Source organism: Pseudoalteromonas sp. AS71, from assembly GCF_038900275.1.
GTDB lineage: Bacteria > Pseudomonadota > Gammaproteobacteria > Enterobacterales > Alteromonadaceae > Pseudoalteromonas.
The window spans coordinates 1-26,687 of sequence record NZ_JBBMQZ010000037.1 but is presented as its reverse complement, the minus strand read 5'-3'; the positions used below and the strand labels follow the sequence as shown (position 1 = coordinate 26,687).

The following is a 26,687-nucleotide window of genomic DNA, read 5'->3' as shown; positions in this document are numbered from 1 at the left end:
TGGGTAGTAGTTACATTATTAAAATCCCCAAGCACGGTATCTTCATTGGCTAAAGCCATTGAACTTGCATGGTCTGACTGTTTCCAATCATGGGTTTGTTGTTGATGACAAGACTGGCATTCCTCATTTGCAATCGCTGAAAAACAACTGCATAAAAAAAGAACAGCAAAAAGGCTGTTTTTTATATTTATCATTTTAGAATCCACCTTTAATAGCACACCAATGCATACTTAAAACTAAATAACAGGTCGTAGCTAAGTACTCAATAAATGAGCTTTGCCTTTAAGCTGACGCTGGTATTAGGCTTAAGTAATAGTGAGAAATTGAAAAATTAATTTCAAAATATCATACATCATATGTTTGCAATATTGTTATGTTTTGTTTAGTGTAGCGATATTGTGATTTATAAACTCATTATTTACAACTCAACCATTAAATTAACTATCCGTAATAGTCTAATATAACCAATATGTTAGCTATGGTGTAATTAATATTTTTTAGCTATGTGCTTAACTATTATATTAAATAGGAAACTGTGATGAATAAGCTACTTGTTCTTCTTTCTGTATGTTTAGGCTTTTGCGTTAGTGCTAATGCAATGGCAAAAGCACAAACAGAAAAACCTAATATTGTTTTAATTTTTGCTGATGACGCAGGTTTTGGTGATTTTGGCTTTCAAGGTAGTACGCAGCTTAAAACACCTAATTTAGATAAACTTGCCCAAAGCGGTGTACGTTTTACTCAAGGTTACGTAAGTGATTCTACCTGCGGTCCTTCACGCGCAGGTTTAATGACAGGTAAGTACCAACAACGCTTTGGCTATGAAGAAATTAATGTACCGGGTTTTATGAGTGATAACTCTGCATTAAAAGGTGCCGATATGGGCTTGCCGCTAGATCAAAAAACGATGGCAGATTACCTTAAAGAGCAAGGTTATAAAACAGCGGTATTTGGTAAGTGGCATTTAGGTGACGCCGACAGGTTTCATCCTTTAAAGCGTGGTTTTGATACCTTTTTAGGGTTTAGAGGTGGTGACAGAAGCTACTTTAGCTATTCAGAACAAGAAATGAAAAATGGAAACAAACATTTTTTTGATAAAAAATTAGAACGCAACTTTGGTAATTACGAAGAGCCAAAAGAGTATTTAACCGACGAGTTAGGTAAAGAAGCTGTAAAATATATTGAAGAAAATAAAGATGAACCCTTTTTTATCTACTTAGCATTCAATGCAGTACACACCCCGCTTGAATCAGACCCTAAAGACTTAGCAAAATTTCCTCATTTAACCGGTAAACGCAAAGAGCTTGCTGCAATGACCCTAGGGCTAGACAGAGCCAGTGGTTATGTACTTGATAAACTTAAAGAGCTAGGTTTAGATGACAATACTATTGTGGTTTTTTCAAACGACAACGGTGGTCCTTCTGATAAAAACGCATCAAATAATGCACCTCTCGCGGGTACCAAGTCTAACCAGCTAGAGGGCGGTATTCGAGTACCGTTTGTAATGAGTTGGCCTAAGCATATTAAACCTGGTTCTGTTTATGACTACCCAGTAAGCACACTAGATTTACTGCCTACTTTTTACAGTGCCGCACAAGGTAAAGCGTTAGGTAATGATATTGATGGCGTTGACTTACTCCCTTATATACAAGGTAAAAACACAGCACGCCCACATAAAGTGATGTATTGGAAAAAAGAGAACAGAGCTGTAATACGCGATAACGATTGGAAACTTATTCGTTACCCAGACCGCCCTGCAGAGCTATACGACCTAAGCACAGACATTAGTGAACAAACAGATTTAGCAGCAAAAAATCCTGAACGTGTTAAAACTATGTTTAAATCATTGTTTGAATGGGAATTAACGTTAGAGCGTCCGCGCTGGTTATTAAAAAGAAAATACGAAAAATACGATATAGACCGCATGGATAAATATCGTTTACCAGCAACTCAACCTTAATAACGCATAGGTAATAATAATGAAAATAGAATCTGTTGAAGCGCTTTTAGGCTGCGTAGGAAAACGTAATCAGCTATTAGTAAAAGTAGTAACCGAATGTGGCATAGTTGGCTGGGGCGAATCGGGCTTATCAAATCGAGAGCAAGCAGTTATTGGCGCGATACATCACTTTGCTGGATTTTTAAAAGGGCAAGATCCACGTAAAATTGGCCGTATTTGGCAAGAATTATACCGCAGCCATTACTTTGAAGGTGGCCGTGTAATTACGGCCGCTATTTCAGCGATTGATATTGCCCTTTATGATATTTTAGGTAAATCATTACAAGTGCCGGTGTACCAACTTTTAGGCGGTAAACAACGTGAGCACATAGCGTGTTTTGCGTGTTGTTATACAGAAGCCGATCCGGATAAATTTGACGATTTAGTTAAAGAAGCAAAAGCACTTATAGCGCTAGGTTGGACAACAATTAGAGTAATACCGAGTCGTTTTGACGACCCTGTTTTTTTTGAACCACAAGAATCTATAACGCGCACAGCTCGCTGCTTAAATGAGCTGCGTAAAGTACTTGGGCCTGATATTACACTCGGTATTGATTACCATCACAGATTAAGCGTGGCTGAAGCCGCTTCGTTTTGCCAACGTTTAAAGCCCGATACACTCGATTTTATTGAAGAGCCGATTCGCCATGAGTCTCCTGATGCATATAAAACGCTGCGTACTTTAACGCATATTCCTTTTGCTATTGGTGAAGAATTTAGTTCTAAATGGGCAGCTAAGCCTTATATAGAGCAGGGGCTTACTCAATATTTACGTGTAGATGTGTGTAACATTGGTGGCTTAACGGAGGCGATGAAAGTAGCAGGCTGGGCTGAGGCACATTATATAGATGTTATGCCACATAACCCGCTTGGTCCTGTGTGTACAGCAGCAACAAATCATTTTGCAGCAGCACTACCAAATTTAGGTTTAATGGAAACACACCAAGGTCCGTTTAGTGAGTTTGGCGCCCATGATCCACTTCTTTTTCCTAAGCAGCATGTATTAACAGGTAATAAGTTTACTATTCCTGAAGTACCTGGTTTAGGTGTTGAAGTGAACGAAGCCGCGTTCAGATTGGCAACCCCTGTAGAAACCGAAGCGCCGCATTTATCAAAGCGTGATGGTTCTCATACTAACTGGTAACTTGTTTAGAGAATTAAATGAACACACTTACAGCAACTGTTTTTGACAGCACACTAAATTTTGTAGGCGAGGGCCCTTTGTGGCACCCGATCACACAAACGCTTTATTGGGTTGATTTTCCAAACCATATTTTGCACAGTAAAAAAGGCGACCATAAAGTTGAGCAACACTTAGATGATATGGTTACCGCTCTTGCGTGGGTAAACAAGGAAACCTTATTACTAGCAAGTGACAAAGGCCTAAATACTTATAATACCAGCACGCATAACCAAACTTTTTTGTGCAGCGTTGAAGCAGATAAAACTGACAACCGCAGTAACGATGGGCGTGCCGATCCGTGGGGTGGGTTTTGGATAAGCACAATGCACGGCGATGCAAAAGAAAACGAAGGGGCTATATATCGTTTTTATAACGGCGTACTTACTCAAGTTGTTAGTGATTTAACTATACCTAATGGTATTTGCTTTGATAAAAAACGCGCTAAAGCGTACTACGCAGATTCCGCTGCTCAAAAAATTTACTATTTTAATGTAAATATTGATACAGGACATCCTACAGGTGATGCTATTGTATTTTTTGACTATTCAAATACGCAAGTTTCGCCTGATGGCGCTGTAATTGATAGCGAAGGCAATATGTGGATTGCACTTTGGGATGGCGCACGTGTAGATTGCATATCGCCCGAAGCTAAGGTAATTCAAAGCCTGGCGACTCAAACACCTCGCCCTACCTGCCCAGCGTTTGGCGATGACGGTACAACACTTTACGTAACGTCAGCACAATGTGGCCTAGAAGATACCCCAGTTGATACTATACCTCACGGCGCTACGCTTGCATTTAAAAATGCGGTAAAAGGCGTATCAGAGCCTTGCGTTAAAATAGCCGGCTTTTAATTTTACGTATTCACTTTAAATATTAATTTTGTGTTTTTCCTCTTACATTGATTAGATGTGAGAGGAAAAACACATTGCACACATAAACATCATATGTTTATATTGTTTTTACTAATTCTATCAATGTTATTCTTTTATATGTTGTAGAGCACTTATTACCAACACAGTAAAAGTATATAAATAAAACTAAGGGTAATACATTGAAAGACACACACACACAATCAACAAAAGCAATTAAGTACTCCCTCATTGCAGCATTTGGCGGATTTGTATTTGGCCTAGACGCGGCCAATATATCGGGGGCGTTACGTTATGTTAGTTCGCAGTTTGAGCTAACCAGTTTACAAACAGGTAATGTAGTGGGTTGCGCCATTGTTGGCGTAATCATCGCATTGTTTTTTACAGGTACTTTATGCCAAAAATTTGGTCGTAAAAAGGTGCTTATTGGCATTGCTTTAACGTATTCACTCTCAACGGTTATTTCTGCTTTTGCGGTAAGTTACCCCATGCTGGTTGTTGGCCGCTTTATAGGGGGGGTCGCATTTGCCTCCATAACCGTCTCAGCCATGTATATTGGTGAAATTGCACCCGCTAATAAACGAGGCAAATTTGTATCAGTTAATCAGTTGCTTATAACCTTGGGCAGCTTATTTGCGTTTGTTGTTAATTACTTTTTTGTTAAAAATATGGGCTCAATTGAATGGTTAAATGAAGCCAATATTTGGCGCTATATGCTTGGCTTTGAAATTGTGCCTAATATTATTTGGTTTTCGTTATTAATGACGATTCCTGAATCGCCGCGCTGGTTAATGAGCAAAAAACGTGATGAAGAAGCACGCACTGTATTCAAAGGTATGGGAATCAATAACGCCGATACCGAAGTAGTACTCAACGATATTAAAGCAACCATCCAAGAAGATTCAAAAAGCAGTGCACTAGAGCAACTTAAAGTATTGTTTAGTAAGCCTATGCGTTTTGTTGTATTACTTGCTGTATGTTACGCGGTAGTGCAGGGCGCAACCGGCATGAACGCCGTACTGTTTTATGCGCCTACCGTGTTTGAACAAATAGGTATGAGCGTTGAAAACTCATTTCTACAAACAATAGTACTTGGTGGGGTATCTGTATTATTTACATTAGTCGCCATATTCTTTGTTGAAAAACTCGGCAGAAGAGCATTAACAATTACCGGTTTATTGCTTATTGCTGTTGCGCATATATCAATTTGGCATGGCTTTGAAAATGCCACGTATTCACTCAACAGTGAGGCAATATCCAAAGTTGCAGAGCAAAAAGTAGATATTACAAAGCTGCACGTTTTCGAAAATAAAATATATAGTACTGATGTTGCACTAAAAGCAGACTTAGCCACTATTTACAGTAAAAAAGAGCTACCAGTTGTCACCGGTGCAATTATCAATGCTTCTATAAATATTAGTCCTGCGTATGTTTTATTTGGATTATTTGCATTTTTAGCCGCCTTTAATATGTCGATAGGGCCAATCATGTGGGTGATATTCTCGGAGATATTTTCAAGCCGAGTACGCAGTGTAGCGCTACCCTTTGCCGCCTTAGTACAGAGTATTTCTAGCTGGAGTATTCAGCAGTTTTTCCCTTGGCAATTAGAGAACATGGGCGCAGCAAATACGTTTTTATATTATGGAGGGGTCGCTGTTGTAGGATGTATTGTTATGGCATTCATACTACCCGAAACTAAGGGTAAGTCTATTGAGGCTATTGAACGCGATTTGGTCCCTGGGCTCAATAAATAAGGAACATATCTATGTCATCACGATTATTAAACGAAGTTGCTATTGTTACTGGTGCAGCCGATGGAATTGGAAAAACTGTAGCACGCATATTTTGTGAGCAAGGCGCTAAAGTGTGTGTTGCTGATATAAATAAAGAAATGGGCGAAAGTGTTGTAGCAGAGCTAAAAAGCAAAGGGTTTGATGCTATTTTTGCTCATACCGATATTAGCGATGAAACGGCTATAAAAAACATGGTTGAAAAAGTAGTTAATGAGCTCGGCAAGCCTAGTGTTTTAGTTAATAACGCGGCTTTAATTAGCCCCGGGCGAAACGTAGGTGACGTTACTCCACAAATGTGGCGTGATAGCTTTGCGGTTAACGTTGAAGGTATGTGGCAGTGTGCTGTAGCCGTACTTGATCATATGAAAGAGTTAGGCCGTGGCAGTATTATAAATGTAGGTTCTGTGCATTCTTATAAAATTGTACCGGGGTATTTTCCATATGCGGTAACTAAGCACGCGGTTATAGGATTAACCAAAAATTTAGCCGTTGAATACGCAAAGCACAATATACGAGTAAACGCACTATGCCCAGGCATGATAGAAACACCTATGGCATTTAAAGCATGGGAGCAAACAGACGATCCGAAAGCTTCACGAAAAGCAATGGGTGATGTACATCCTCTAAAACGAAATGGAACAACTGAAGAAATCGCTTATCCAGCCGTGTTTTTAGCTAGTTCAGATTCGAGTTTTATGACAGGGCAAAGCCTCATTATTGATGGCGGCCGTTCTGTAATCTATCACGATTAAGGTGCTTAACTTAACACACTGTAAAGCTCATGGTTTTGAGGCTATTTTGCTAAAAAATAGTGAGCTTGCTATCACTGTCATTCCTCAGTTGGGTGCAAAAGTCATCTCTATTGTAAGCTTAAAACACAATAGAGAGTGGCTTGTTCACGATAAACAAATCACTTTAAAACCTGCAAAAAATAATGATTTTTCTGAGCATGATAGCGGTGGTTGGGATGAATGTTTTCCGGGTATTACTCCTCAGTTGTACGAACATATCCCCAATAAAGCGCACTTTTCACATGATCACGGTGAGTTGTGGTGCCAAGCATGGCAAATAACTAATACCCATATTAGCGATGAAGAAATAATACTTAGCTTACAAGCTGAGGTTTTTGACTCTACTTTTACATTTATTAGAACGTTTATCTTAAAAAAACACAGTAAACGGCTACTGGTTGATTACTATGTAAAAAATAACTCAACTCATAATCTCCCATTTGTTTGGTCAGCGCATCCTATTTTTGCCGTAGAACCAGAAATGCGTATTTTAATAAATAGCAAACATATGGAGTTTAAAGTTGACGAAGGGCTTAGTCGTTTTTATAACGTTAATAGTGCCTTTATTAATTGGAGTGAGTGCTCAACTAAAGTCCCTCCGCTAAATAAAGTTATGTCCTATAACAGTGGTTTTGCAAGTAAGGTTTTTAGCAAACACTTAAATACGGGTACTTATAAAGATCAAAATATAATTGTAAAACTGGTTGATGATAAAGCTCAGCAAAGCTGCGGGTTTGAATTTTCATCAGCAAGCATAAGTCACTTAGGGCTTTGGTTTAATTACAATGGTTGGTCTGCAACTGGAGCTTCAGCTCCTTTTGTACTGGGGATAGAACCGTGTATAGGTAATAGCGATTCCTTGCAACATTCAATACAAAGTAGTGAACAAGGCATAGTAGAAAAAGGCCAAACTAAGTTTTGGCGACTAGTATTTTTTGTTAACTAAATGTATTTTCTGTTTGCTCATTCAAACATCATATGTTTAAATAGTTGCTATGTATTAAGGCCGCCGTGCCTTTCTTTGATCATTTAGCCCTTGTGGGTGTTGTAGATAATAATGGAGCGACAGAATGCTTTCTAAACAACTGTATATTGGCGGTAAATTGATAACCAGTGATGTTTCAACTGATGTTATTAACCCTGCAACGCTTGAAGCTGTTGGGCAAATATCAGCAGCGGGTATAAATGAAGCGTCGTTAGCACTTGATGCTGCGCAAAGCGCGTTTGCAACTTGGTCAGCGACTCCAGCAAAAGAGCGTGCACAGTGGATGCTTAAACTGCGTGATGCTGTAATTGAAAATGAAGAGCACCTACGTGAATGCGTTCATTTAGAGATGGCAAAACCGTGGGACTCAACCGCTGATGACTATCAAATGTTGGTTGATAGTCTGACCTTCTATGCCGACGCTATTGTTAATATCGCCGATGAAGAATTAAAAGATAATGAAGGTACACACAGCCATGTTCTTTCGCGAGAGCCTGTTGGTGTAGCAGCAGCATTTTTAGCATGGAATTTTCCATTATTAAATTTGGCTTATAAATTAGGCCCTGCAATGGCTTCTGGTTGTCCGCTTGTAGTAAAACCATCAAGTAAAACGCCTTTGTCTGCTTATGCTGTAGGCGAATTATGTGAACAAATCGGTTTGCCAGCAGGTGTAGTTAACATACTTTCGGGCACTGATAGCACCGTCGGCGATGCCATTTCAGCATCAACCATCCCCTCTATACTTACCTTAATTGGATCTACTAATGTAGGTAAACATGTCATTGCAACAGGTGCTACTTCAATTAAGCGTTATTCGATGGAGCTTGGTGGTAATGCGCCGGCTATTGTATGTAGCGATGCAAATTTAGATAACGCAGCAGATGTAATTTGTGGTGTTAAATTTGCTAATGCAGGGCAAATTTGTGTTACCCCAAATCGTGTCTTTGTACACGAAAGCGTTGCTGATGAATTTATTGAAAAAGTACTTACTCGTGCAAAAGCAGTAAAAGTTGGTTTTGATAAAAATGAGGCTATTGATATGGGCCCCGTTATGGATGCCAACTCATGGCAACGTATCGATGAGCTTGTGAAGGACGCACAGCAAAATGGGGCAAAATTGCAGCTAGGGGGTAAAAAGCCTGCCGGCGTTAATGGATATTTTTACGAACCAACCGTGCTCACAAATGTTGATTCGAGCATGAAAATATACAAAGACGAAATATTTGGCCCTGTTATTAGCATTATTACATTTACCGATAACGAGCAAGTGCTTAGCGATGCTAATGACACAGACGCTGGTTTAAGCTCATTTATTTTTAGCAAAAACGAAGACACCATTTCTTATTTTGCTAAGCACTTACGCTTTGGCGAAGTACAAGTAAACGGGATTAAGTACAGTATTAATTTACCGCACTTTGGCATTAAACAATCGGGTGTTGGGGCTGATTGCTCGTTATTAGCTTTAGATGATTACCTCGTCTACAAGCGTGTTTCACGTGCGTTAAAGGTTTAAGGAACAGACAATGAGAATAACTCAAATTATTAGCCACGTTTTACAATACGACCTAGATGAAGAGCTAGGTTATTCTCAGCAGTACTATGCTAAACGTACCGCGCATTTGGTTGAAGTACGTACCGATGTAGGTATTACTGGCTGGGGCGAGTGCTTTGGTGGTGGCGGCGTTGCGTTTGCCAATAAAACAATTGTTGAGCATGTGATTCAGCCCATGATTTTGGGAATGGACCCACTCGACAGAGACGTTATTTGGCACAAAGTTTACAACTTATTACGCGATCATGGTCAAAAAGGCATGCCAATTCAGTCGTTATCTGGCGTTGATATTGCTCTATGGGACATTGCAGGTAAGTTTTTAAATCAGCCCGTTTATAAGTTGTTAGGGGGGGCTTTTAGAGACCGTATTCCGGCTTATGGTTACGGCATGATGCTACAAAAGTTTCCAAACCTTGAAGAGCGTTTTACCGAAGAAAGCCAACGCATTAAAGAAATGGGCTTTACGGCCATGAAAATGAAAATAGGCCTTTCGCCAGAGCGTGATGTAAAGCTGGTTGAGGCCGTGCGTAAAGGAATTGGCAGTGATATGCGTTTAATGGTTGATGCTAACCATGCTTATACTGCGCGAGAAGCTATTCCGCTAGGTCGAGAGCTGCAAAATTTAGGCGTGTACTGGTTTGAAGAACCGGTTGCACCAGAGGATCACCAAGGCTATCGCGATTTATGTGAAGCACTTGATATGAGCATTGCCGGTGGCGAAGCTGAATTTACACGCTGGGGCTTTAGAGATTTAATTAAAAACCGCTGCGTTGATTTACTCCAGCCAGAAGTGTGTGCACTCGGTGGTATTACCGAATATCAAAAAGTATTAGCTATGGCTCATGCGCATTTTGTGCCTGTAATAAACCATGTATGGGGCTCGGCTATTGCGGTTGGCACTAACCTACACTTATTGGCTGCACTGCCTGATTTGCCAGGTGCTGCGCATCCTGTACAGCCTATGCTTGAGTACGATACAACACCAAACTTATTTAGAGAGCAGTTATTGCAAGAGTCTCTAAATATTAACGAGCAAGTTAAAAATAACAACGGAACTGTTGCGCTACCACAAGGTCCAGGCCTTGGTATTGAGCCCGACCTTGATTTTATTAAACATTACGAAGTATCAATTTAATAGTTAAGGACAGCTTGATGAACAACAGCAATAGTAACTTACCGGCGCTGATTGTTGTTGATTGGGGAAGCTCTAATTTTAGAGCTTTTTTAATCAATAACGAAGGCGCTATTTTAGATACCGTAAACGGCGATCTTGGTGTATTAAATATAAAAAACGGCTGTATAGAAACCGTGTTGCTCGGTTATATCTCACCGTGGATAGCAGACAAAAAACTACCCATAATGATGGCTGGCATGGTGGGTGGCGCAATTGGCTGGCAAGATACAGGTTATGTAAATGCGCCTTGTACCTCAGCTGACATGGCAAATAATTTACAACTTGCAAAAAATAAATCTAACTTAGATATTCGTATTGTTCCTGGCGTAAAGTATGTGATGGAAAATAATGTATGCGATGTAATGCGTGGTGAAGAGGTGCAGGTTTTTGGGGCTGTTTTAGCTGTGGAAAAGCAATCTGGTGAGCTTAGCAATAAAACATTAAGTGAAACTATGTTTTGCTTACCTGGGACGCATTCAAAATGGGTTGAAGTTGCAAAGGATACTCAGCAAAAAACGGTTATAACGAGTTTAAGTACATTTATGACTGGCGAAATGTTTAATTTGCTGTCTAAGCATAGCATTTTAAGCGATGGCCTAGATTCATTAGATATTACACAGACAGACATACCTAGTTTTATAAAAGGAGTAGGTGTTAGTCAAACTCAAACTAGCTTATTGAGCGCTTTATTTAGTGCACGTACATTAAAATTAGATAAGCAGTTATTAGCAGAGCATGTTCCAAGTTACCTTTCGGGTTTATTGATTGGCGCCGAGCTTGCGGGTATCAAAACCCAGCTCAACGATATTAAACATGTCTATCTGATTGGTAATTCCAGTTTAAACACACTTTATTGCGAAGCCCTAAAAGAGCTCGGATTTACGTCTTCTATTTTAAGCAGTTCAACCGCTTCTACAATAGGCATGTTTACGCTTGCTGTAAAAGCAGGGTTTATCACTGATAAGGAAAGCCAAAAATGTCATTAATTTCACTTACACAAGCAATGAAGCAATTACCATTAGTTGCTATTTTGCGCGGTATTACACCTAACGAAGTACTCGATTATGCAAAGGTGCTTATTGATATCGGTTACCGCGTTATTGAAGTGCCATTAAACTCTCCAGATGCTTTTAAAAGCATTGAACTGTTAAGCGAAAAATACGCTGATATAGCGATTATTGGTGCAGGCACCGTTGTTACCAAAAACGAAGTTGAAAAAGTGATTGAAGCGGGCGGGCGTATTATTATTTCGCCGCATAGCGATGTAGAGCTGATCCGTTTTAGTAAATCAAAGGGACTGTACTGCGTACCAGGGTTTTACACTCCGACTGAAGGGTTTGCTGCATTACATGCCGGTGCAGACGCGCTTAAGTTTTTTCCAGCAGATACAGCCGGACCAAAAGGTTTAAAAGCAATTACTACCGTGCTTTCGGGTATTAATATTTACCCTGTTGGCGGTGTGTCACCGCAAAACCAGGATGAATTTGTTAATGCAGGGGCATCTGGTTTTGGTTTAGGAAGCGGCTTGTATAAAGCCGGAATGGGTTTAGAGGAATTTACAGTTAATGCCAAGAAGTATGCTGAATACTACCTATAAATAATTAAGTTTTAAAAGCGTTGTGTGTTTGCGGCATTAGCTAATCATTCCTCTCACTTTAAATGATTTGTTAGTGCCGCTATTTAATTTAGATATTCATTAATTTGGCTAAATTTGCTTTAGCGTCCGCTAATAGCTTTTCGGTTAAAGCGAGCGCTTTATCACTGTCACCTTTTGCAATTGCATCAAATACTTCTTTATGAAATGGAATAGAAGCATGATTACTTTCTGCACTTTGGTTCGTAACTTTAATACTCACAAGTAAAGCTGAAAAAATAACACACTCCATAGATATAAATAACTCATTGTGTGAAGCGCGAAGTATAGCACCATGAAAATGCGCATCAGCAATCACAAATTTATCTAAATCGCTTACTGAGCTTTGCATTTCATTTAACGCATCTTCAATGGCTTTAATATCTTCAGGCGTTGCACGCTGAGCAGCAACACTTGCGGCTTTTGGTTCAAAGGCTAAACGAAATTCCATTAATTGAGTTAAAAACTCAGGATTAAGTGGGGCGCTTAAATGCCACGCAAGAACATCATCGTCAAGCAATGCCCAGTTATCACGGGTTTTTACACGAGTGCCAATGCCTCGGCGTACATCTAAAAGCCCTTTACCGACAAGAATTTTTACTGCATCACGAACAACAACTCGACTTACTTGAAAACGTTCAGCTAAACGGTTTTCATCATCAATCAGTGTGCCAGGAGTATATGTGCCAGCAACAATTCTACGGCCTAATTCTTTAGCTACCTGTACCGGTAAGCTAGGTGACATGGCACTGCTGCGTCTTAGATCGTAGTATGTTAATTCGCTCATAGTATCTTAGTGTCCGTATTATTTATTTATACGTACTATTTATATGAATTTGCGACAATAAACAATGGCTATTTGTTATTTACTGTCGCAGAAAGACGAAAGCTGGCATCTTTTAGGAGTTTTTCGGTGAGGAATTCGGCTTTATCGCCATCTTTTGCAGCAATGGCTTCGTACACTTCCCGATGAAACGGAATAGATGCACCGTTATCGCGAGGATCTTTATTTGTTACTTTAATACTAACCAAAAGTGCAGAATAAATAACGCCTTCCATAGAAGCTAAAAAGCTATTTTGTGCTGCTCTTATAATTGCCTTATGAAATAAAGAATCAGCAATAATAAAATCTTCTGCGCTGTTATCTGTTTTTGCCATACGCTCGCATGCTGCGGCTATTTCGATTAAATCTTCAGGTCGTGCGCGCTCTGCAGCCCAGCGAGCAGCTTTTGGCTCAAAAGCCAAACGCACATCCATTAATTGCTCTAAAAACTTGCGATTAGGTGGTGCTGATAAATGCCATGCTAAAACGTCATCGTCGAGCATATTCCATCTATCACGAGGTAGTACACGCGTACCAATACCTCTGCGTACATCTAGGAGCCCTTTGCTAACTAAAATTTTAACAGCATCGCGCACAACTACACGACTCACTTGGTAGCGTTTAGCTAATGCATCTTCATCATCAATTAAACTGCCGGCTTCAAATGATCCAGACACAATGCGTCTGCCAATTTCTTTAGCCACTTGAACAGAAAGGCTTGCTGCCATTCCTGATGTTTGTTTTAGGTCGTAATATATAAGTTCGCTCATACTTTTAATATAAACATATTATGTTTGGCTGGTCAATGTAATGTGTACAAAATAGAGGGGGTTGCAACTAATTTTAATCGCTGTTTATATGTTTAAAACTGATATAGTGGGTATATAATAAAGATCGCTGATAAGCGATCTTTATAGCAATTTGGGTTATTTCAATAAAGCGTTAAAACTTAGCGCGTATACCTATTCGGTAACGCGGACCAGTATATTGGGTGTTAATAACGCGCTCTTTTACATCGGCATATTGATAGGTACGTTCATCAGTTATATTTATTGCTTCGCCTGTTAGCGTAAAGTTATCGTTAACCGCATAAGACATACTAAAGTCGAGCTGACCATAAGCCGCAGTATGCTCTGGTAATCCACCACTGCGTATACCAGCTCGGCTACTTAAAAAGTCATCTCGCCAGTTGTAGGCTAAACGCGCTTGAAATGCATTTTTGTCGTAGTAGGCAACAATGTTATAAGAGTTTTCGGCAAATCCCTCTAATTTATCACCTGGATCGGTGACACCTGGAAGCTCTATTTTTTGAGTATTATTGTTTTTAGTATCGGCCCACGTATAATTTGCTTGTACCCCTAAGCCATTTAAAAAGCGCGGTAAATAGTCCATATTATGTTGTAAAGCTAACTCAACCCCGCTAATTGTTCCGCCAGATTGGTTTTGTTTAGTATTAATGGTTTCGTTAACATTTCCGTACCCATCTATACTAACCGAAGAATCAACATATTGCTCTCCATCCCAAATATCAGGGGTACTATCTAGGTAGGTAACTTGCCCAATTGAACTCGATATATCTTTTCTAAAAAAGTTAATTGCGTATGCATCACCACTGTCACTGTAATATTCAAAGGATAAGTCATATTGGTTGGCCTTATAGGGTGCTAAATAAGGATTTCCACCTGTTTGCGAAAAACTGCCTGCTTGCATATCAGTATAGGTTGTTTGCACACCAATATCGTCGATGGCAGGGCGAGACATCACTTTTGCTGCTGCTGCTCTGACTAATAAATTGTCTGATAAGTTAATGCTTAAATTAGCGCTGGGTAGCCAATTGGTATAACTATTTTCTGCTTCAAGAATTCCTGAATCCGTATACTCTACAACTAATAATGGTTGGCCATTATCAAGCTCACCTGTATACCCTAAGCGGCGTTTTCCATATCCCGAAGATTTTGTTTCAGTTTTTACATAACGCACACCGAAATTACCGCGCCAATCGTAATCACCAATTAAGCCGCTTAGATTAAACTGCGAATAAGCACTTATTTTCTCTTCGGTGACGCTTGATGATGCGATTTCGTTATATTGCTCGTTTGGCCAATTTGGATTTTTGGTCATATCACGAATAGCACTATGGTATTTATTTATATCAGCAAACAAAAAGTCACGCGGAAAATTACCCGACTCACTACTTAAAAAATCTGAATAGGGACTGGCTGAAAATATATCATCAGGCATATCTCTAAGTTCGCCACAAATATCGGCATTCGGTGCTACTAAACCACAGTTATCTTCATGGAATGTTTCAAAGCGATCTCTTACTTTTTCACGATCTGAATACGCAATACCAAAATCGATTGAATCTAAGGTTAGGCTTTCAACAAACTCTAAATCGAGTAGGTATTTCCCTTTTGTTTGCAGCTCCGTAATCGTGTCTTCTAATTCGTAATGTGAAACTTGATTCCAATGTGCTCTTACACTTGTCGGTGAAGCATAATCAATGGTTGTGTCTAAATTAACGGTATCAGTGTTTCTAAAATCAAAATTTAAACTGTCGTTTCGCTCTGGTGAAATATAATTAGGAACTAATAAGTCGCTACGCGGCGTTGATTTTGATATTGAATGGCTTATATCAAACTCAAGCGTTAATACATCAAATTCTTTTACAGAATTAAATCCAAATGCCTGTGTTTTTGATTTTGATTCAAGCTCTTGGAACAAACCATCAATTCTAAAATCAACATTTTCACCGGTTCCGCCCAGTGTTTTACCCGAAAACTTAGTGCCTGATAAAATAGTACCGTTGTCTGATACAACCACATTTCGCCAATTAGGATACTGTAAACCGGCTTGCAAACCTTGAGTTTGCGTTTCTACCGAGAGGTCGGTATACATGTAATCAAATGTATTGGTAAAACTTGAATCTGGTGCCCATTGTAAGCTGGTATTAATGCCTATGCGTTCACGGCTTTCTTGCCCTAATGCGTATTCAATTCGCCCGGCATGGCGCAGCATAGTTGGCGTAACCACATTGTCATCTAAATTATGAATGTCGCCTTCAATAACACCCGGCTCATTATTGAGTAATAACCAACGGGTAGTGCCCATTGAATCGTATCGGTTATCACTTTTTTGTTGTGAAAGGGCAATATTAAAACCAAATGTTTCATCAGCAAACGTATTGCTAAATAACGCAGAGTATTCAGGACTTGTTTCGCCAGAAAGTTCACTGTATTTGGCATTTATAGAGCCCAATACATGCAACCCGGGGTTATCTAATGGGCGTGCTGTTTTAACGTTGACATACGCGCCAATACTTCCTTCTGGCGTTTTAGCTGTAGGAGACTTTACGACGTCTGCCCCCGATATGAGCTCTGCTGCTAATACCTGAAAATCAAAAGAGCGGCCAATTTCAGACGTTGCCAGTGTGCGTCCGTTTAAAGTAACAACGTTAAATTCGGGACCAAAACCGCGTACTGTTATTTTTGAGCCTTCACCATTAACGCGATTAATTGATACGCCAGGTATACGCTGTAGGGATTCGGCAACATTTTGGTCAGGAAATTTACCAATATCTTCAGCAACAATACTGTCTTGAACACTATCACTGTAGCGCTTTAGTGACGATGCAGCCTCTAGGCTGGAGCGCACGCCAGTCACTACAATTATTTCTGTATCATCATTGTCCTGAGCGTTAGCAGAAACATCGGAAGCGTGCGCGTACGGATAGCTTGATAGTGAAGTTAATATAGCAAGTACTAGTTTCTTTTTAGTGTGCATTGTAACTCTCCTTATTGTTATAGATAGAAGTCAGTGTGTGAATAGTAAAATCCCAGCCATACATTGCACAAATCTAAACATCATATGTTTCTGAGTCAAGGAAAGAATTTACTTTGCTTTTTACTTATCTGTAGCCTCAAGACGGTGAAATACATATTTCAAAATTAACTTTAACACTTTGGTTACAATTTATTGCTAGCCTATTTGTTGTATTTATATAAACATACTACGTATCTATTTTGGGTATAAGGCGGAAGGGTGTGATAGATAATTTGTTAACGTGGAGTATATTTTTGCGTTGCATTGTGCCGATGTTAGTCGCGACTATTTTTTTTACTGCGTTGGTGTACTTCTCTTTAGAGCGACACCGTTTTGGTTCATCGTATTACTATTTTGCAGTGTTTTTTGTGACTTTTATTTTTTATTTATGCGGCCCTGCTTTTAATATTCTTCCTATTGAGTATGCCAAACCATACATTCAATTAGGACGGACAATTTTATTTTTTTGGCTAGGTTTACCTTCTTTGTTAATAGCACTTTTTAGATTTTCAAATGTTACATTACCTAAGCCAGTCATGTACTTTAGTTATAGTTTTGGATTAGCATTTTCAGTGTGCTTTTTAGTTTTAACAGAGTTGACGCATCCTAAAATTAACGTACTTAAAGGGTTTGGGCTAATAATCGCCCCTATTGATTGGCTCAAACTCACTCACATATACTCCTTTCAGATTGTCACCTTTGTAGTTTTACTAATTATCCCCTGTTTCTATTTATTGCAGAATGTACCTAAAGCAAAGAATAAAGGTTATATATACAGCGCTATTAGTTTAGGTTTTATTGCTGTTTTGGGGAGTATGGCAGAGCATTGGATTACGTATTATTCAGGTACTAGTCTATGTGGGTTAATTTGGTTAGGGGCCATGTTTAAGGATATACAGACAGTATACGATGAAGCTAAAACTAAAAACGATCATATCACTCCTTTGCAAATTAAAAATTCTCAAGATAGTCAAATAATAAATTTTTTTAAAGCTGACAAAGTGAGTGTGAGTAGGCAAGTAAACCCACCTTGGCCTGTGCCTTGTAAAAGTAAACTGCAAAAGCAAGATAATAGTGAGTCTAAAGAGAGTAAGGCAGAGCAAGTTAAAATTAACAATTGCGTTGTACAGAACGCAATGCTGTACATAGAAAACAATTATTTCGACGATATAAATATTGACACGGTTGCTCTTTCCGTTGGTGTAAGTCGCTCTTACCTTGTTAAGCAGTTTAAGTTGGCAACGGATGAGACAATCAACAACAGAATTATAGAAGTAAGAATAGAACAAGCTAAAAAAGTATTACTAAAAAAATCTGTTACAGAAACAGCTTACGAAGTTGGTTTTAATAACTCAAACTACTTCGCGACAGTTTTTAAAAAACGAACAAACTACACACCCAAGCAATTTAAACGTACTTTTTCCAGCTAAAACTACAACTAAATAACGATTTAAAGCCATTTTTAGAGAACAATAAAACCATTTTTTGAGGTTTGGTGCTGTATATAAATATTAAATAAACCTACTCGCTCAGCTTAATTTGTTGCGAGTAGTTAGAGTTGCTTAACAGGTTGTTTATATGCCTGCTAATCTAAACTCATTGAATATAACACTGTATTTGTTGCTGAGCTATGGCTCAGTTCACACAAACAAAGGATGGATAAATAAATGAAACCTATAAGTATTGTGGTATTCCCTATATCGGCTATAAGTATGCTTTTTTTGAGTGCAGCATCACAAGCTGCATCTACGCAACCTCCCATCGCAAAACCTGGTGAAACATGGATTTTGCAAGTCAAACGCTCTGATGAATTTGACGTTAAAGATGCCACAAAGTGGAACTTTCAAACAGAAAACTATGGGGTATGGTCTTGGAAAAATGAAAATGCGACGGTATCTAATGGCAAACTAAAATTAACCACTAAACGAGAGTCTCATAAACGGACATTTTGGGACGGTTGTAACCAGCAGCAAGTTGCAAATTACCCACTTTATTATACTTCGGGCGTTGCTAAATCAAAAGCTACAGGTAACTACGGTTATTACGAAGCAAGAATTAAAGGTGCGAGCACATTTCCTGGTGTATCGCCTGCGTTTTGGATGTATAGCACAATCGACCGCTCATTAACGAAAGAAGGGGATGTCCAATATAGCGAAATAGACGTAGTAGAACTTACTCAAAAAAGTGCCGTGAGAGAGTCTGATCATGACTTACACAATATTGTAGTAAAAAATGGAAAACCAACATGGATGCGCCCAGGGTCTTTTCCGCAGACAAATCATAACGGATACCATCTACCTTTCGATCCTCGAAATGACTTTCACACCTATGGTGTCAATGTGACTAAAGACAAGATCACTTGGTATGTTGACGGTAAAGTGGTGGGTGAAAAAGATAATTTATACTGGCATCGTCAAATGAACCTCACATTATCACAAGGCTTACGCGCGCCGCATACACAATGGAAATGTAATCAATTTTACCCATCAGCGAATAAATCAGCAGAAGGCTTCCCAACATCAATGGAAGTTGATTATGTAAGAACGTGGGTAAAGGTGGGCAATAACAACTCTGCTCCAGGGGAGGGGCAGTCATGCCCTAACACCTTTGTAGCTGTTAATAGTGTTCAACTAAGTGCAGCAAAACAAACACTTCGAAAGGGCCAATCTACAACGCTAGAAAGCACAGTTCTTCCAAACTGTGCAACCAACAAGAAAGTCATTTATTCATCAAGCAATAAAAATGTGGCAACTGTTAACAGTGCTGGTGTTGTAAAAGCTAAAAATAAAGGCACTGCGACGATTACGGTTAAAACTAAAAACAAAGGGAAAATAGATAAATTAACCATAGCGGTGAATTAAGCTAACTTAAACTAGCCTCAAGGATTGAGGCACTTTATTTATAGGTCTCAGGCCTTATTTTTTGGAGGGGGTATGAAAAAGGCAAATTTATACGGCAAGTGGATAATTAGCATTAGTTTACTAATCATCTGTGGTTGTGTTTATTTAATACAAACAAACGTTAATGAGCAAGTTATCGAAGAAACTTCTGCGCAAATGCATTTTGAAATAAATAATACAAAACACATAAAAGAAACACTTAAGCCTAAAGCTTCACATGCAGAAAATTTTGAAACAGAAAAGCCAACTTATACGGCCATTCTTGATAAAGCATTGTTAATTAAAGATAAAGAGTTACGTATAAAAACTATAAGCAACCATTTGATTAACTGGGCCAAAGAAGCGCCATTTGAATGTGTCCATTGGCTGGATGAGCAGTCTAAAACGCCAGAACAAGCTTTATATATAAGCAAAGTAATACACTTTTTAATTACAGATAACTTACCCGTAGCTGGGAGAATCATTTTAAATTCTGAAAGACTTCATTCAGATCAAAGTATTGTAGATGACTATTTAAGTAGCCAAGTAGCAGTATCCCCCTATGATGCAATCGAATGGCTGAATAATTTAGATAATGAAAAAATGAAGCAAGAGGTAAAATTAAGACTTTTACAAAACTGGGCTAAATTAGAACCCGCACAACTATTAAATTACCTCGAGGTACATACTGATATAACAGCTAACAACCGATATCTAATTCAGCAACAATTAGCACAAGTATTGATTAAAAAAAGTTCGCAACAAATACAGGATGAGTTTTATAGTTATCCTTCATCATTTCAACCTAACCTGGCTTATTCTGTTATTAGCCAATGGCCAGAACATGAACTAAGTGATGCACGGGAGTGGATATTTACCTTGGAAGGCGAACAATCGAAGTATTTCGCCATCAAAAGCTATATTGACTATACAGGCAAATCTTCCGCAAATATGAATGAATTAATTCAGCAAATCCATAGCCCTAAATTGCGCGCACATTTGCTTAAAAGATTACAATAAACATTAATGTATGATAAATGCAAAGGTAGTATGTTTTTTGTTGTGTTCAATGTATTATTAATTTTTTATCACGACACAAGTAGTGTATTACCCGAAGGCAATAAAATGAACAACTCAGAAAAACTTCAACATATAGCAGAGCATTTATTGAGCAAAAGAAAGTGCGGTAGTGGCGCTTCAGATCTTCCTAAAGGTTTTACGCTTGACTCGATTGAAGACGTTTTAGTAATTCACAAATTGATGATAAAGCTCAATGATGAGACCGTTTACGGTTGGAAATGTATGCTTCCTTCAAGTAATGGCGTAATTACTCTAGCCCCATTGCTTCATAAACCCATTAAAGGCACTGACACGTGCTTGGTAAATAGTGAAAACCGCAAAGCGCTGATAGAACCAGAGATTGCTTTTGTTTTAAATAAAGACTTAAGTGGATTAAAACCATACTCAAATGAACAAATAGATAATGCTATAGGTAGTGCACATCTAGCATTAGAGCTTATTGGAAACAGGTTTAGCAAGAAATACGAAGCTACGCAGTTTGAAAAACTTGCAGACGGTTTATCTAATCAAGGGGTATATATCGGCCCAGAAATAAGCCAGGAAAAAGCATATGAGAGTAATAATATAACGCTCGTAGTGGAGCAGGAGGGCAAAAAGAGCGCTAATGTGACAGGGCAGCATCCAGGCAAGTTACCTCAACGTCCTCTTTATTGGGCCATCAATTTTTTATCTGCAAATGGGTTTAAGTTAGAAAAAAACCAAGTGTTTATAACCGGCTCATATAATGGCCTTATGGAAATGGAAATAAATAAACAGATACAAATAACGTATGATGGGCTTGGTAAAATACACGTTAAATTTGAAACATAAATTCTATCCCATAATAGTTATTCGTTAAGTTTAATATGTTTGCTAGTTTAAAGAGAACTAGTTTAATTAAGCTGGCTCTCTTTACTCTGTCTTAGCTTAAGCGCCTTCAATAGCATGGGCTGTCTGTTTACCCGCCAAATCTCCAGCATTATAAGCGTCCAAATTCTCCTCTGGATAGAAAATAGCCTAAATGTAACTAATATAATTTTATTTACTGGTAACAATTGTAAAAATTAGTAGATTACAAATTATGTAAAGTAAAAGTTACTAATGGTATCGTTCTCCCTGTTTTTTTGTGTTTAATTTAAAGTAATTACACTAATTTTAATTATCTTTCTACATGCCAATAAACAAGGCAGGTTCATAAGGTTAATATAATAGTATATGTATTATAAATAGAGGTGTCCCTTATCAATTTAGCTTTAATGTACTCATAAAACCAATAATAAAGGATTGTTTATGCTATTTTTTTTCTGAAAATAATAATTTCAACTAATCTTTGACGTCTTATTTTTAAAAAGCATAAACTCAATATTTGGGGAATAGGTACAATTTAGTTCCTCAACACGTTATAAATAACTTAATATGAGGAATGTTATGAAAATAAATATTATTTCTGCAATGGTAGCTAGCTCGTTATTAATTGGCTGCGTTATCCCTGTAGTTAAAGCTTCTCAACCAGCTATTAAAAGTATTGAGACAAACCGAACAATTACCAAAGTTAGGACAGGAATGTTGACAGGTGGTTCATCAATCATAACTACAAGTTATGAAGGGACTGTAGCTGCCTTTAAGTTTAATGGAGAAAAATTATGGGAAAATGAGCTTTCTGGTTTTATGAATCATGATATTTGGGTTCAAGATACCGATGGTGATGGACTTGTAGAAGTATTTGCTGCAAATGCCGATGGCAATGTTTACTGTATTAATAGTGATGGTTCTTTAAAGTGGACGTTTGGTCTAAATGAAGTCCCTATGAACTCTGTAACTGTAATCTCTGATGCGGATAAAAAGTATGTTGTGGCAGGTGGTTACGATAAAAACTTGTATTACCTCTCTACTAATGGTGAACTTTTAAAAACAATTGAATCAAGTGCTTACTCAGAAGAAGGGGTGTTTGGGGATGGCGTCAAGCCTGAAGCTCGAACTCATACTGTAAATTTCGTCCGTCCAGTAAAATCTAGTGACGGCACTGAAAAACTAGTAGTTCTAGGGACTAATAATAGCCTTCAGAGTTCTGGTCGGTTCTATATTTTTGAACCATTTGCTGATTTACCCAGTGAAAAGAGTCGAATATCTATTAAAAAGGGGATAGGAGACCTTCGCACTGTAGATTTTAATAATGATGGTAATGACGAACTTACGCTAGGTAATAGTGCACAGATAGGTGATGCTGCAATTTCTGTTATGAACTTGGATGATCTGTCACAGAAGAAAAGTCAAATTAATGACATTGCACGTAGAATAGATCGCTTTGGGTATAGGGTTGCTCAAACAGAAGTTGTTATGAATGAAGGTACTCCTACATACCTGACACTTTTTGGCTCTAGGATACTTCTAACACCAGAGTCATTTGACGTGAACGATTCTGAAATACTTGCAAATAAATACTCTTATTATGACATTTGGAAAGATAAAAGTTCAAATAAGTTGGTTTTAGCTAGTGCACAAAGTGGTGGCAGCCAAGTGCATATTATTGATACTTCTAACCCAAGTTGGAAGTCTGCTTACGAGGAATTAGAGCCTCAAGGTAAATTAGCTGCAATACAAGAAAATACTAGAGCAATTGAAAGGCAACTATCTAACTTTCAAAAGCCTACGCGAGAGCGTGCTCCTTTGCCCGTGTATTTTATTTCAGAAAGTAGAAATGAAATTCCAACAACAATCGAGCGAAGTGAGTCTTTGTATGACTCACCAGTATTTTTAAATTACTCAACTCTACCAAATGTAGAGAACTGGGATAGAAGTGAAGTTCTTGCTGATAACCCTAAATACAGAGATAAGAGAGACCGTCGTAAAAACTATACACTATCATCTGAAGAAATGTTTAATAAGCTTTCGGCTGGATATGGGAATAGCGATGGGATATCACAATGGGCAGGGCATGGAAACGATCCGTATATGATTAGTTTAGCTACTATGAAAAGAATTATTAGTAGTGGCGATGGGAAAAAAACGGTCAATATATATCCAGAGATAGAAGGACATGGAGACGCATTTAATAAAGTACTAAATGATCATTTCTACCCTTTGGCTGAGTTTAGTAGTGAGAATAATGCTAATTTGTTTATGCGCAATAAACATACATTTTGGCAATCAACTATATATGCTCCAGAATGGTCGGAGTTACGTTCTGGGCGTTTAGCTGATGCGTTTGTACCTGCAATGGAAGAAACAACTGATAAATCAATGGAAATGAGTGTGGCAGGGAGAATGGGGTTATGGGCTGCAGGCTCTGTAGATAATTGGGGCGAAAGATACGCAAGAGACAATCCTAGTTTTGACCGTTTACGCCAACACTCTCATCAAATGGTCCCCAACCATGCACTAAGGCAAATAATATATAAGATAGCGTCTGGTGCCAGATATATAAATAACTTCGGCTTCAATCAGGAGTATATGAGCCTTGCTTGGGAGTTAATTGGTAAAGGCGCTCTTTATGTACCAAAGCGTGAAGAATTATTAAGCTTGTCACCAGTTCACATAAGTATGAAAGAACCAGATCCAATCTACAGAGAAACATCAAATAATGTGAAGTGGACTACGTTCTATGATGAAGAAAAAGACTCTATTCCATATGTGTTTAGTCGCTTAAATGGTACTTGGCCAGGTGCAAAAACTTTGCCGTGGGATTACTCTAATTATGCTGCAGATACTAAAGAAAGGCGATTAGATTTTATACCAAAATTTCCTAAAGGATTAGTTTTAATTACCCCTGTTCAGCAAGGTAAATTTAAAGATGAAGGCACCGTTAGAGGTACATTAGCTGATAACATGCACCCTATCTATAAGGATATAATGAAAGAGTATATTACTGATGGTAAAAACTACTATAACGCTAATGGTGAACAAGTCATGGCTGCTGATAGTGTTAGATACAGACAAATTAAAAATAAGATTGAAGAAAAATCTAATCTTTTACCAATGACTGTATCGGGAGAAGCCGCTTGGGTTGTTGCTCAATCAGCTAGAAAGCATTTAAGGCTTACGCTAGTTGATAGTGGTTATTTAAACCCAGGCGATAAAGTCGCAAAGGTTAAATTTAACTCTGTGACACCAGTAGCGATAGTAGATGTATTGTCAGGTGAGACATTTTCGCCAGATTCAAATGGGGTTGTAGAAATACCTGTTTTAGCTGGCGCTTTTAGATTCATTGACGTGAAAATTACTGAAGACCTTAGAAACATGCAAAGTTCAACATTGTAATTACGGTTTTTAATTTATGGTGCGGGATTAAAATTTATTAGTCCTGCACTATTTAGTCCAAAGTAAGTTGCTGACAAAAAGCAGAAATTGTAAGGCAGCTACGAGCGAGAAACAGACGGTCGATCAAACTCATTTTTGGACATTAATGCGTTAGTGCAAAGGGTCTAAAAATCGGTAGTGGGTTTAGTTAATAATGGGTACCTATTAAAGTTTACACAGACCCCACATATTGTTAAGTGAGTTATTTCGGTGCTTTACATGAATCTTTATCAGTTTTATTTACCAACGCCCAATATTTATCAAAACCAACGCTGACTAGTTGAAGTACTTTTAATGTACAACCCGAACTAACGAACATTTTTTCTTTTGGTATTGAATATGTTGGAAATCTCGGTCTATCGGCTCTTAAAGATCTATTTACCGTTACTTTTATTGTCTCTCCCAATAAATTTGCTACGGTAAGATTATTATCTGACGCTGTAATTTTAAACTGTTCTGAAAGCATTTGATTAGCATCAGGATAGTGACCAATATATAGCCATGCACGATCTTCCGTATTAATTTCTAAATTTGGGTTCATATACCCTAAAACTGTTGGTTTCAAAACTATGTCATCATCTGTGTACAAAAGTATTTGAATTTTTTGTAACCCGCCTATGGCTTGAGAAAGTGTTTCTGGTGATAAATCCTTACTGGCGCTGGGGAAAATTAGTTCTGTTACCTTTCCATTAATACCTATACGGTTAAAGCTTATCGTGCCCTTAGTTTCAGTATTCTTAATCTGAAAAGCTAAAGCTGGTAAGTTTGTTAAATCCAATCCTGCCTTAGCGTTGTATATTTTTGCCACGATATTGACACCAACACCAACCTTATATACTGATTCATCGAATGCCTTTAATTCATCTAATTTTTCATTAAAAGTTGGCTCTAGCATCCATGTATGTTTTGACCACTTCATTGCAATCTCATAATCACGCCCATCATAACTTGTAGATGCAATTGATGAATTTATTTCTGCGCCAGTAGTCGCATCTCTAATAACTAAGGTAGACTCACTTTCTGTAAGTGTATCTAAATAGCATTTGGTTGATGAGTTATTTCCCCTTGCTGCAAATTTAATTAAAGCATTTTTTTTATTTACTAAGTCAATTTCTGCCTGTTTCAACTTATTTTTATCATTTTTAACAGAGTTCAAATAAGATACTGCTTCTATATAATTTTCAGCTCGTTGTGTTTCTGAAATAGTTTTATCGCACGTGCCCAGAGTTTGTAGTAACTCATTAGCACCTTTTTGGCCTTTCCATGCAATACCAACGTGCATTGGTGTCTTATGCTCATTATACCAATTATTTGGGGCTGAAGATGAGGATTGCGAATTATCATCACCATTTGAAGCACAACCAGCAGCAAAAACTATTAGTAACAAAATTCCTTTTTTCATATCAAATCCTCTCAAATTGAATTTAAACACTTCCTTAATTAGCTTATTATTTATACACCACATGCTACTTTAAGGATAGTTTTGACTAACAATTCTGTTGATTTTTTCTGAGATAAGTTTTATGGAAATTTAATGATCAAAAGTTGCTCTTTGAGGTGTTCAAAAGCTATGCGACCTTTAAAGACACTATTAGAGGGATATAATTATACATATTCGATCACTTAAAATTAGTGGGGTCAGAGTAAACTTTATGAAACTCACTTTTGGACAAAAACACTTCAGAGCCGAATGACAGCTCAGTGCGAACAGCGGAACCGAGCAAACTGTTTTTAGTCCTGCTTTATTGTCTTGTATGGATAATAAACCCATAAATTAATTAATACTTTAACCAAGTTCGGGTAATGTGAGGCCCAAGCTTTGGCTG

General features: G+C 38.2%; 20 protein-coding genes. 15 read left to right on the top strand and 5 right to left on the bottom strand.

Translation table 11 applies throughout. The annotated features are described in order from the left end of the window. A partial coding sequence (locus tag WNY98_RS19835; RefSeq protein WP_342878745.1) for a multiheme c-type cytochrome occupies positions 1-194 on the bottom strand: 194 nt, incomplete at its 3' end. Between the two features lie 344 nt (positions 195-538). On the opposite strand from WNY98_RS19835, the gene WNY98_RS19830 reads away from it, so the two are divergent. From WNY98_RS19830 to WNY98_RS19785, 10 genes are all read left to right on the top strand, one after another. After that, positions 539-1,960 carry a sulfatase gene (locus WNY98_RS19830; RefSeq protein WP_055255563.1) on the top strand — a complete coding sequence of 474 codons (1,422 nt, stop codon included), beginning with the start codon at positions 539-541 and terminating at the stop codon, positions 1,958-1,960. Between the two features lie 19 nt (positions 1,961-1,979). Next, positions 1,980-3,143, top strand: a complete 1,164-nt coding sequence (locus WNY98_RS19825) for a mandelate racemase/muconate lactonizing enzyme family protein (RefSeq protein ID WP_055255562.1) — start codon at positions 1,980-1,982, stop codon at positions 3,141-3,143. Between the two features lie 17 nt (positions 3,144-3,160). Continuing rightward, positions 3,161-4,036: an SMP-30/gluconolactonase/LRE family protein gene (locus WNY98_RS19820; protein WP_055255561.1), complete on the top strand. Its 876-nt coding sequence runs from the start codon at positions 3,161-3,163 to the stop codon at positions 4,034-4,036. A 200-nt stretch (positions 4,037-4,236) separates the two neighbouring features. Then, positions 4,237-5,808, top strand: a complete 1,572-nt coding sequence (locus WNY98_RS19815; protein WP_055255560.1) for a sugar porter family MFS transporter — start codon at positions 4,237-4,239, stop codon at positions 5,806-5,808. An 11-nt stretch (positions 5,809-5,819) separates the two neighbouring features. Next, entirely contained in the window at positions 5,820-6,599 is a 780-nt protein-coding gene (locus tag WNY98_RS19810) for a glucose 1-dehydrogenase (RefSeq protein WP_055255559.1), read from the top strand. A gap of 46 nt (positions 6,600-6,645) precedes the next feature. Continuing rightward, complete coding sequence (locus tag WNY98_RS19805) at positions 6,646-7,584, top strand: hypothetical protein (RefSeq protein ID WP_342878744.1); 939 nt, start codon at positions 6,646-6,648, stop codon at positions 7,582-7,584. 124 nt (positions 7,585-7,708) lie between these two features. Beyond that, complete coding sequence (locus tag WNY98_RS19800) at positions 7,709-9,136, top strand: NAD-dependent succinate-semialdehyde dehydrogenase (protein ID WP_055255557.1); 1,428 nt, start codon at positions 7,709-7,711, stop codon at positions 9,134-9,136. Positions 9,137-9,146: 10 nt separating this feature from the next. Further along, positions 9,147-10,310: a mandelate racemase/muconate lactonizing enzyme family protein gene (locus WNY98_RS19795; protein WP_342878743.1), complete on the top strand. Its 1,164-nt coding sequence runs from the start codon at positions 9,147-9,149 to the stop codon at positions 10,308-10,310. A 17-nt stretch (positions 10,311-10,327) separates the two neighbouring features. After that, on the top strand, positions 10,328-11,335 hold the full coding sequence (locus tag WNY98_RS19790; RefSeq protein WP_342878742.1) for a 2-dehydro-3-deoxygalactonokinase: 1,008 nt from the start codon (positions 10,328-10,330) through the stop codon (positions 11,333-11,335). Beyond that, a complete protein-coding gene (locus WNY98_RS19785; protein WP_055255554.1) occupies positions 11,326-11,946 on the top strand; it encodes a 2-dehydro-3-deoxy-6-phosphogalactonate aldolase in 621 nt (206 codons plus the stop codon). Before WNY98_RS19790 ends, WNY98_RS19785 begins: the two co-directional genes overlap by 10 nt. 88 nt (positions 11,947-12,034) lie before the next feature. On the opposite strand, the gene WNY98_RS19780 is transcribed toward WNY98_RS19785, so the two are convergent. The 3 genes from WNY98_RS19780 to WNY98_RS19770 all read right to left on the bottom strand — a co-directional run bounded on the left by WNY98_RS19780 (position 12,035) and on the right by WNY98_RS19770 (position 16,588). Further along, complete coding sequence (locus tag WNY98_RS19780; protein ID WP_055255553.1) at positions 12,035-12,769, bottom strand: FadR/GntR family transcriptional regulator; 735 nt, start codon at positions 12,767-12,769, stop codon at positions 12,035-12,037. A gap of 68 nt (positions 12,770-12,837) precedes the next feature. Further along, the gene (locus tag WNY98_RS19775; RefSeq protein WP_055255552.1) at positions 12,838-13,575 is read right to left on the bottom strand and encodes a FadR/GntR family transcriptional regulator; all 738 of its coding nucleotides are present in this window, start codon (positions 13,573-13,575) and stop codon (positions 12,838-12,840) included. A 172-nt stretch (positions 13,576-13,747) separates the two neighbouring features. Next, complete coding sequence (locus WNY98_RS19770; RefSeq protein ID WP_342878741.1) at positions 13,748-16,588, bottom strand: TonB-dependent receptor; 2,841 nt, start codon at positions 16,586-16,588, stop codon at positions 13,748-13,750. A 260-nt stretch (positions 16,589-16,848) separates the two neighbouring features. Between WNY98_RS19770 and WNY98_RS19765 the strand changes: the two genes are divergently transcribed. The 5 genes from WNY98_RS19765 to WNY98_RS19745 all read left to right on the top strand — a co-directional run bounded on the left by WNY98_RS19765 (position 16,849) and on the right by WNY98_RS19745 (position 24,822). Continuing rightward, a complete protein-coding gene (locus WNY98_RS19765) occupies positions 16,849-18,057 on the top strand; it encodes an AraC family transcriptional regulator (protein WP_342878740.1) in 1,209 nt (402 codons plus the stop codon). Between the two features lie 237 nt (positions 18,058-18,294). Then, positions 18,295-19,488 (top strand): family 16 glycosylhydrolase, encoded by a 1,194-nt coding sequence (locus WNY98_RS19760; protein WP_055255549.1) that lies wholly within the window; start codon positions 18,295-18,297, stop codon positions 19,486-19,488. Positions 19,489-19,560: 72 nt separating this feature from the next. After that, positions 19,561-20,526, top strand: coding sequence for a hypothetical protein (locus WNY98_RS19755; RefSeq protein WP_342878739.1), 966 nt, complete (start codon positions 19,561-19,563; stop codon positions 20,524-20,526). 105 nt (positions 20,527-20,631) lie between these two features. Continuing rightward, a complete protein-coding gene (locus WNY98_RS19750) occupies positions 20,632-21,396 on the top strand; it encodes a 2-keto-4-pentenoate hydratase (RefSeq protein WP_342878738.1) in 765 nt (254 codons plus the stop codon). 597 nt (positions 21,397-21,993) lie between these two features. Further along, positions 21,994-24,822, top strand: coding sequence for a PQQ-binding-like beta-propeller repeat protein (locus WNY98_RS19745; protein WP_342878737.1), 2,829 nt, complete (start codon positions 21,994-21,996; stop codon positions 24,820-24,822). Between the two features lie 241 nt (positions 24,823-25,063). On the opposite strand, the gene WNY98_RS19740 is transcribed toward WNY98_RS19745, so the two are convergent. Continuing rightward, a complete protein-coding gene (locus WNY98_RS19740) occupies positions 25,064-26,263 on the bottom strand; it encodes a hypothetical protein (protein ID WP_342878736.1) in 1,200 nt (399 codons plus the stop codon). Positions 26,264-26,687 lie beyond the last annotated feature (424 nt).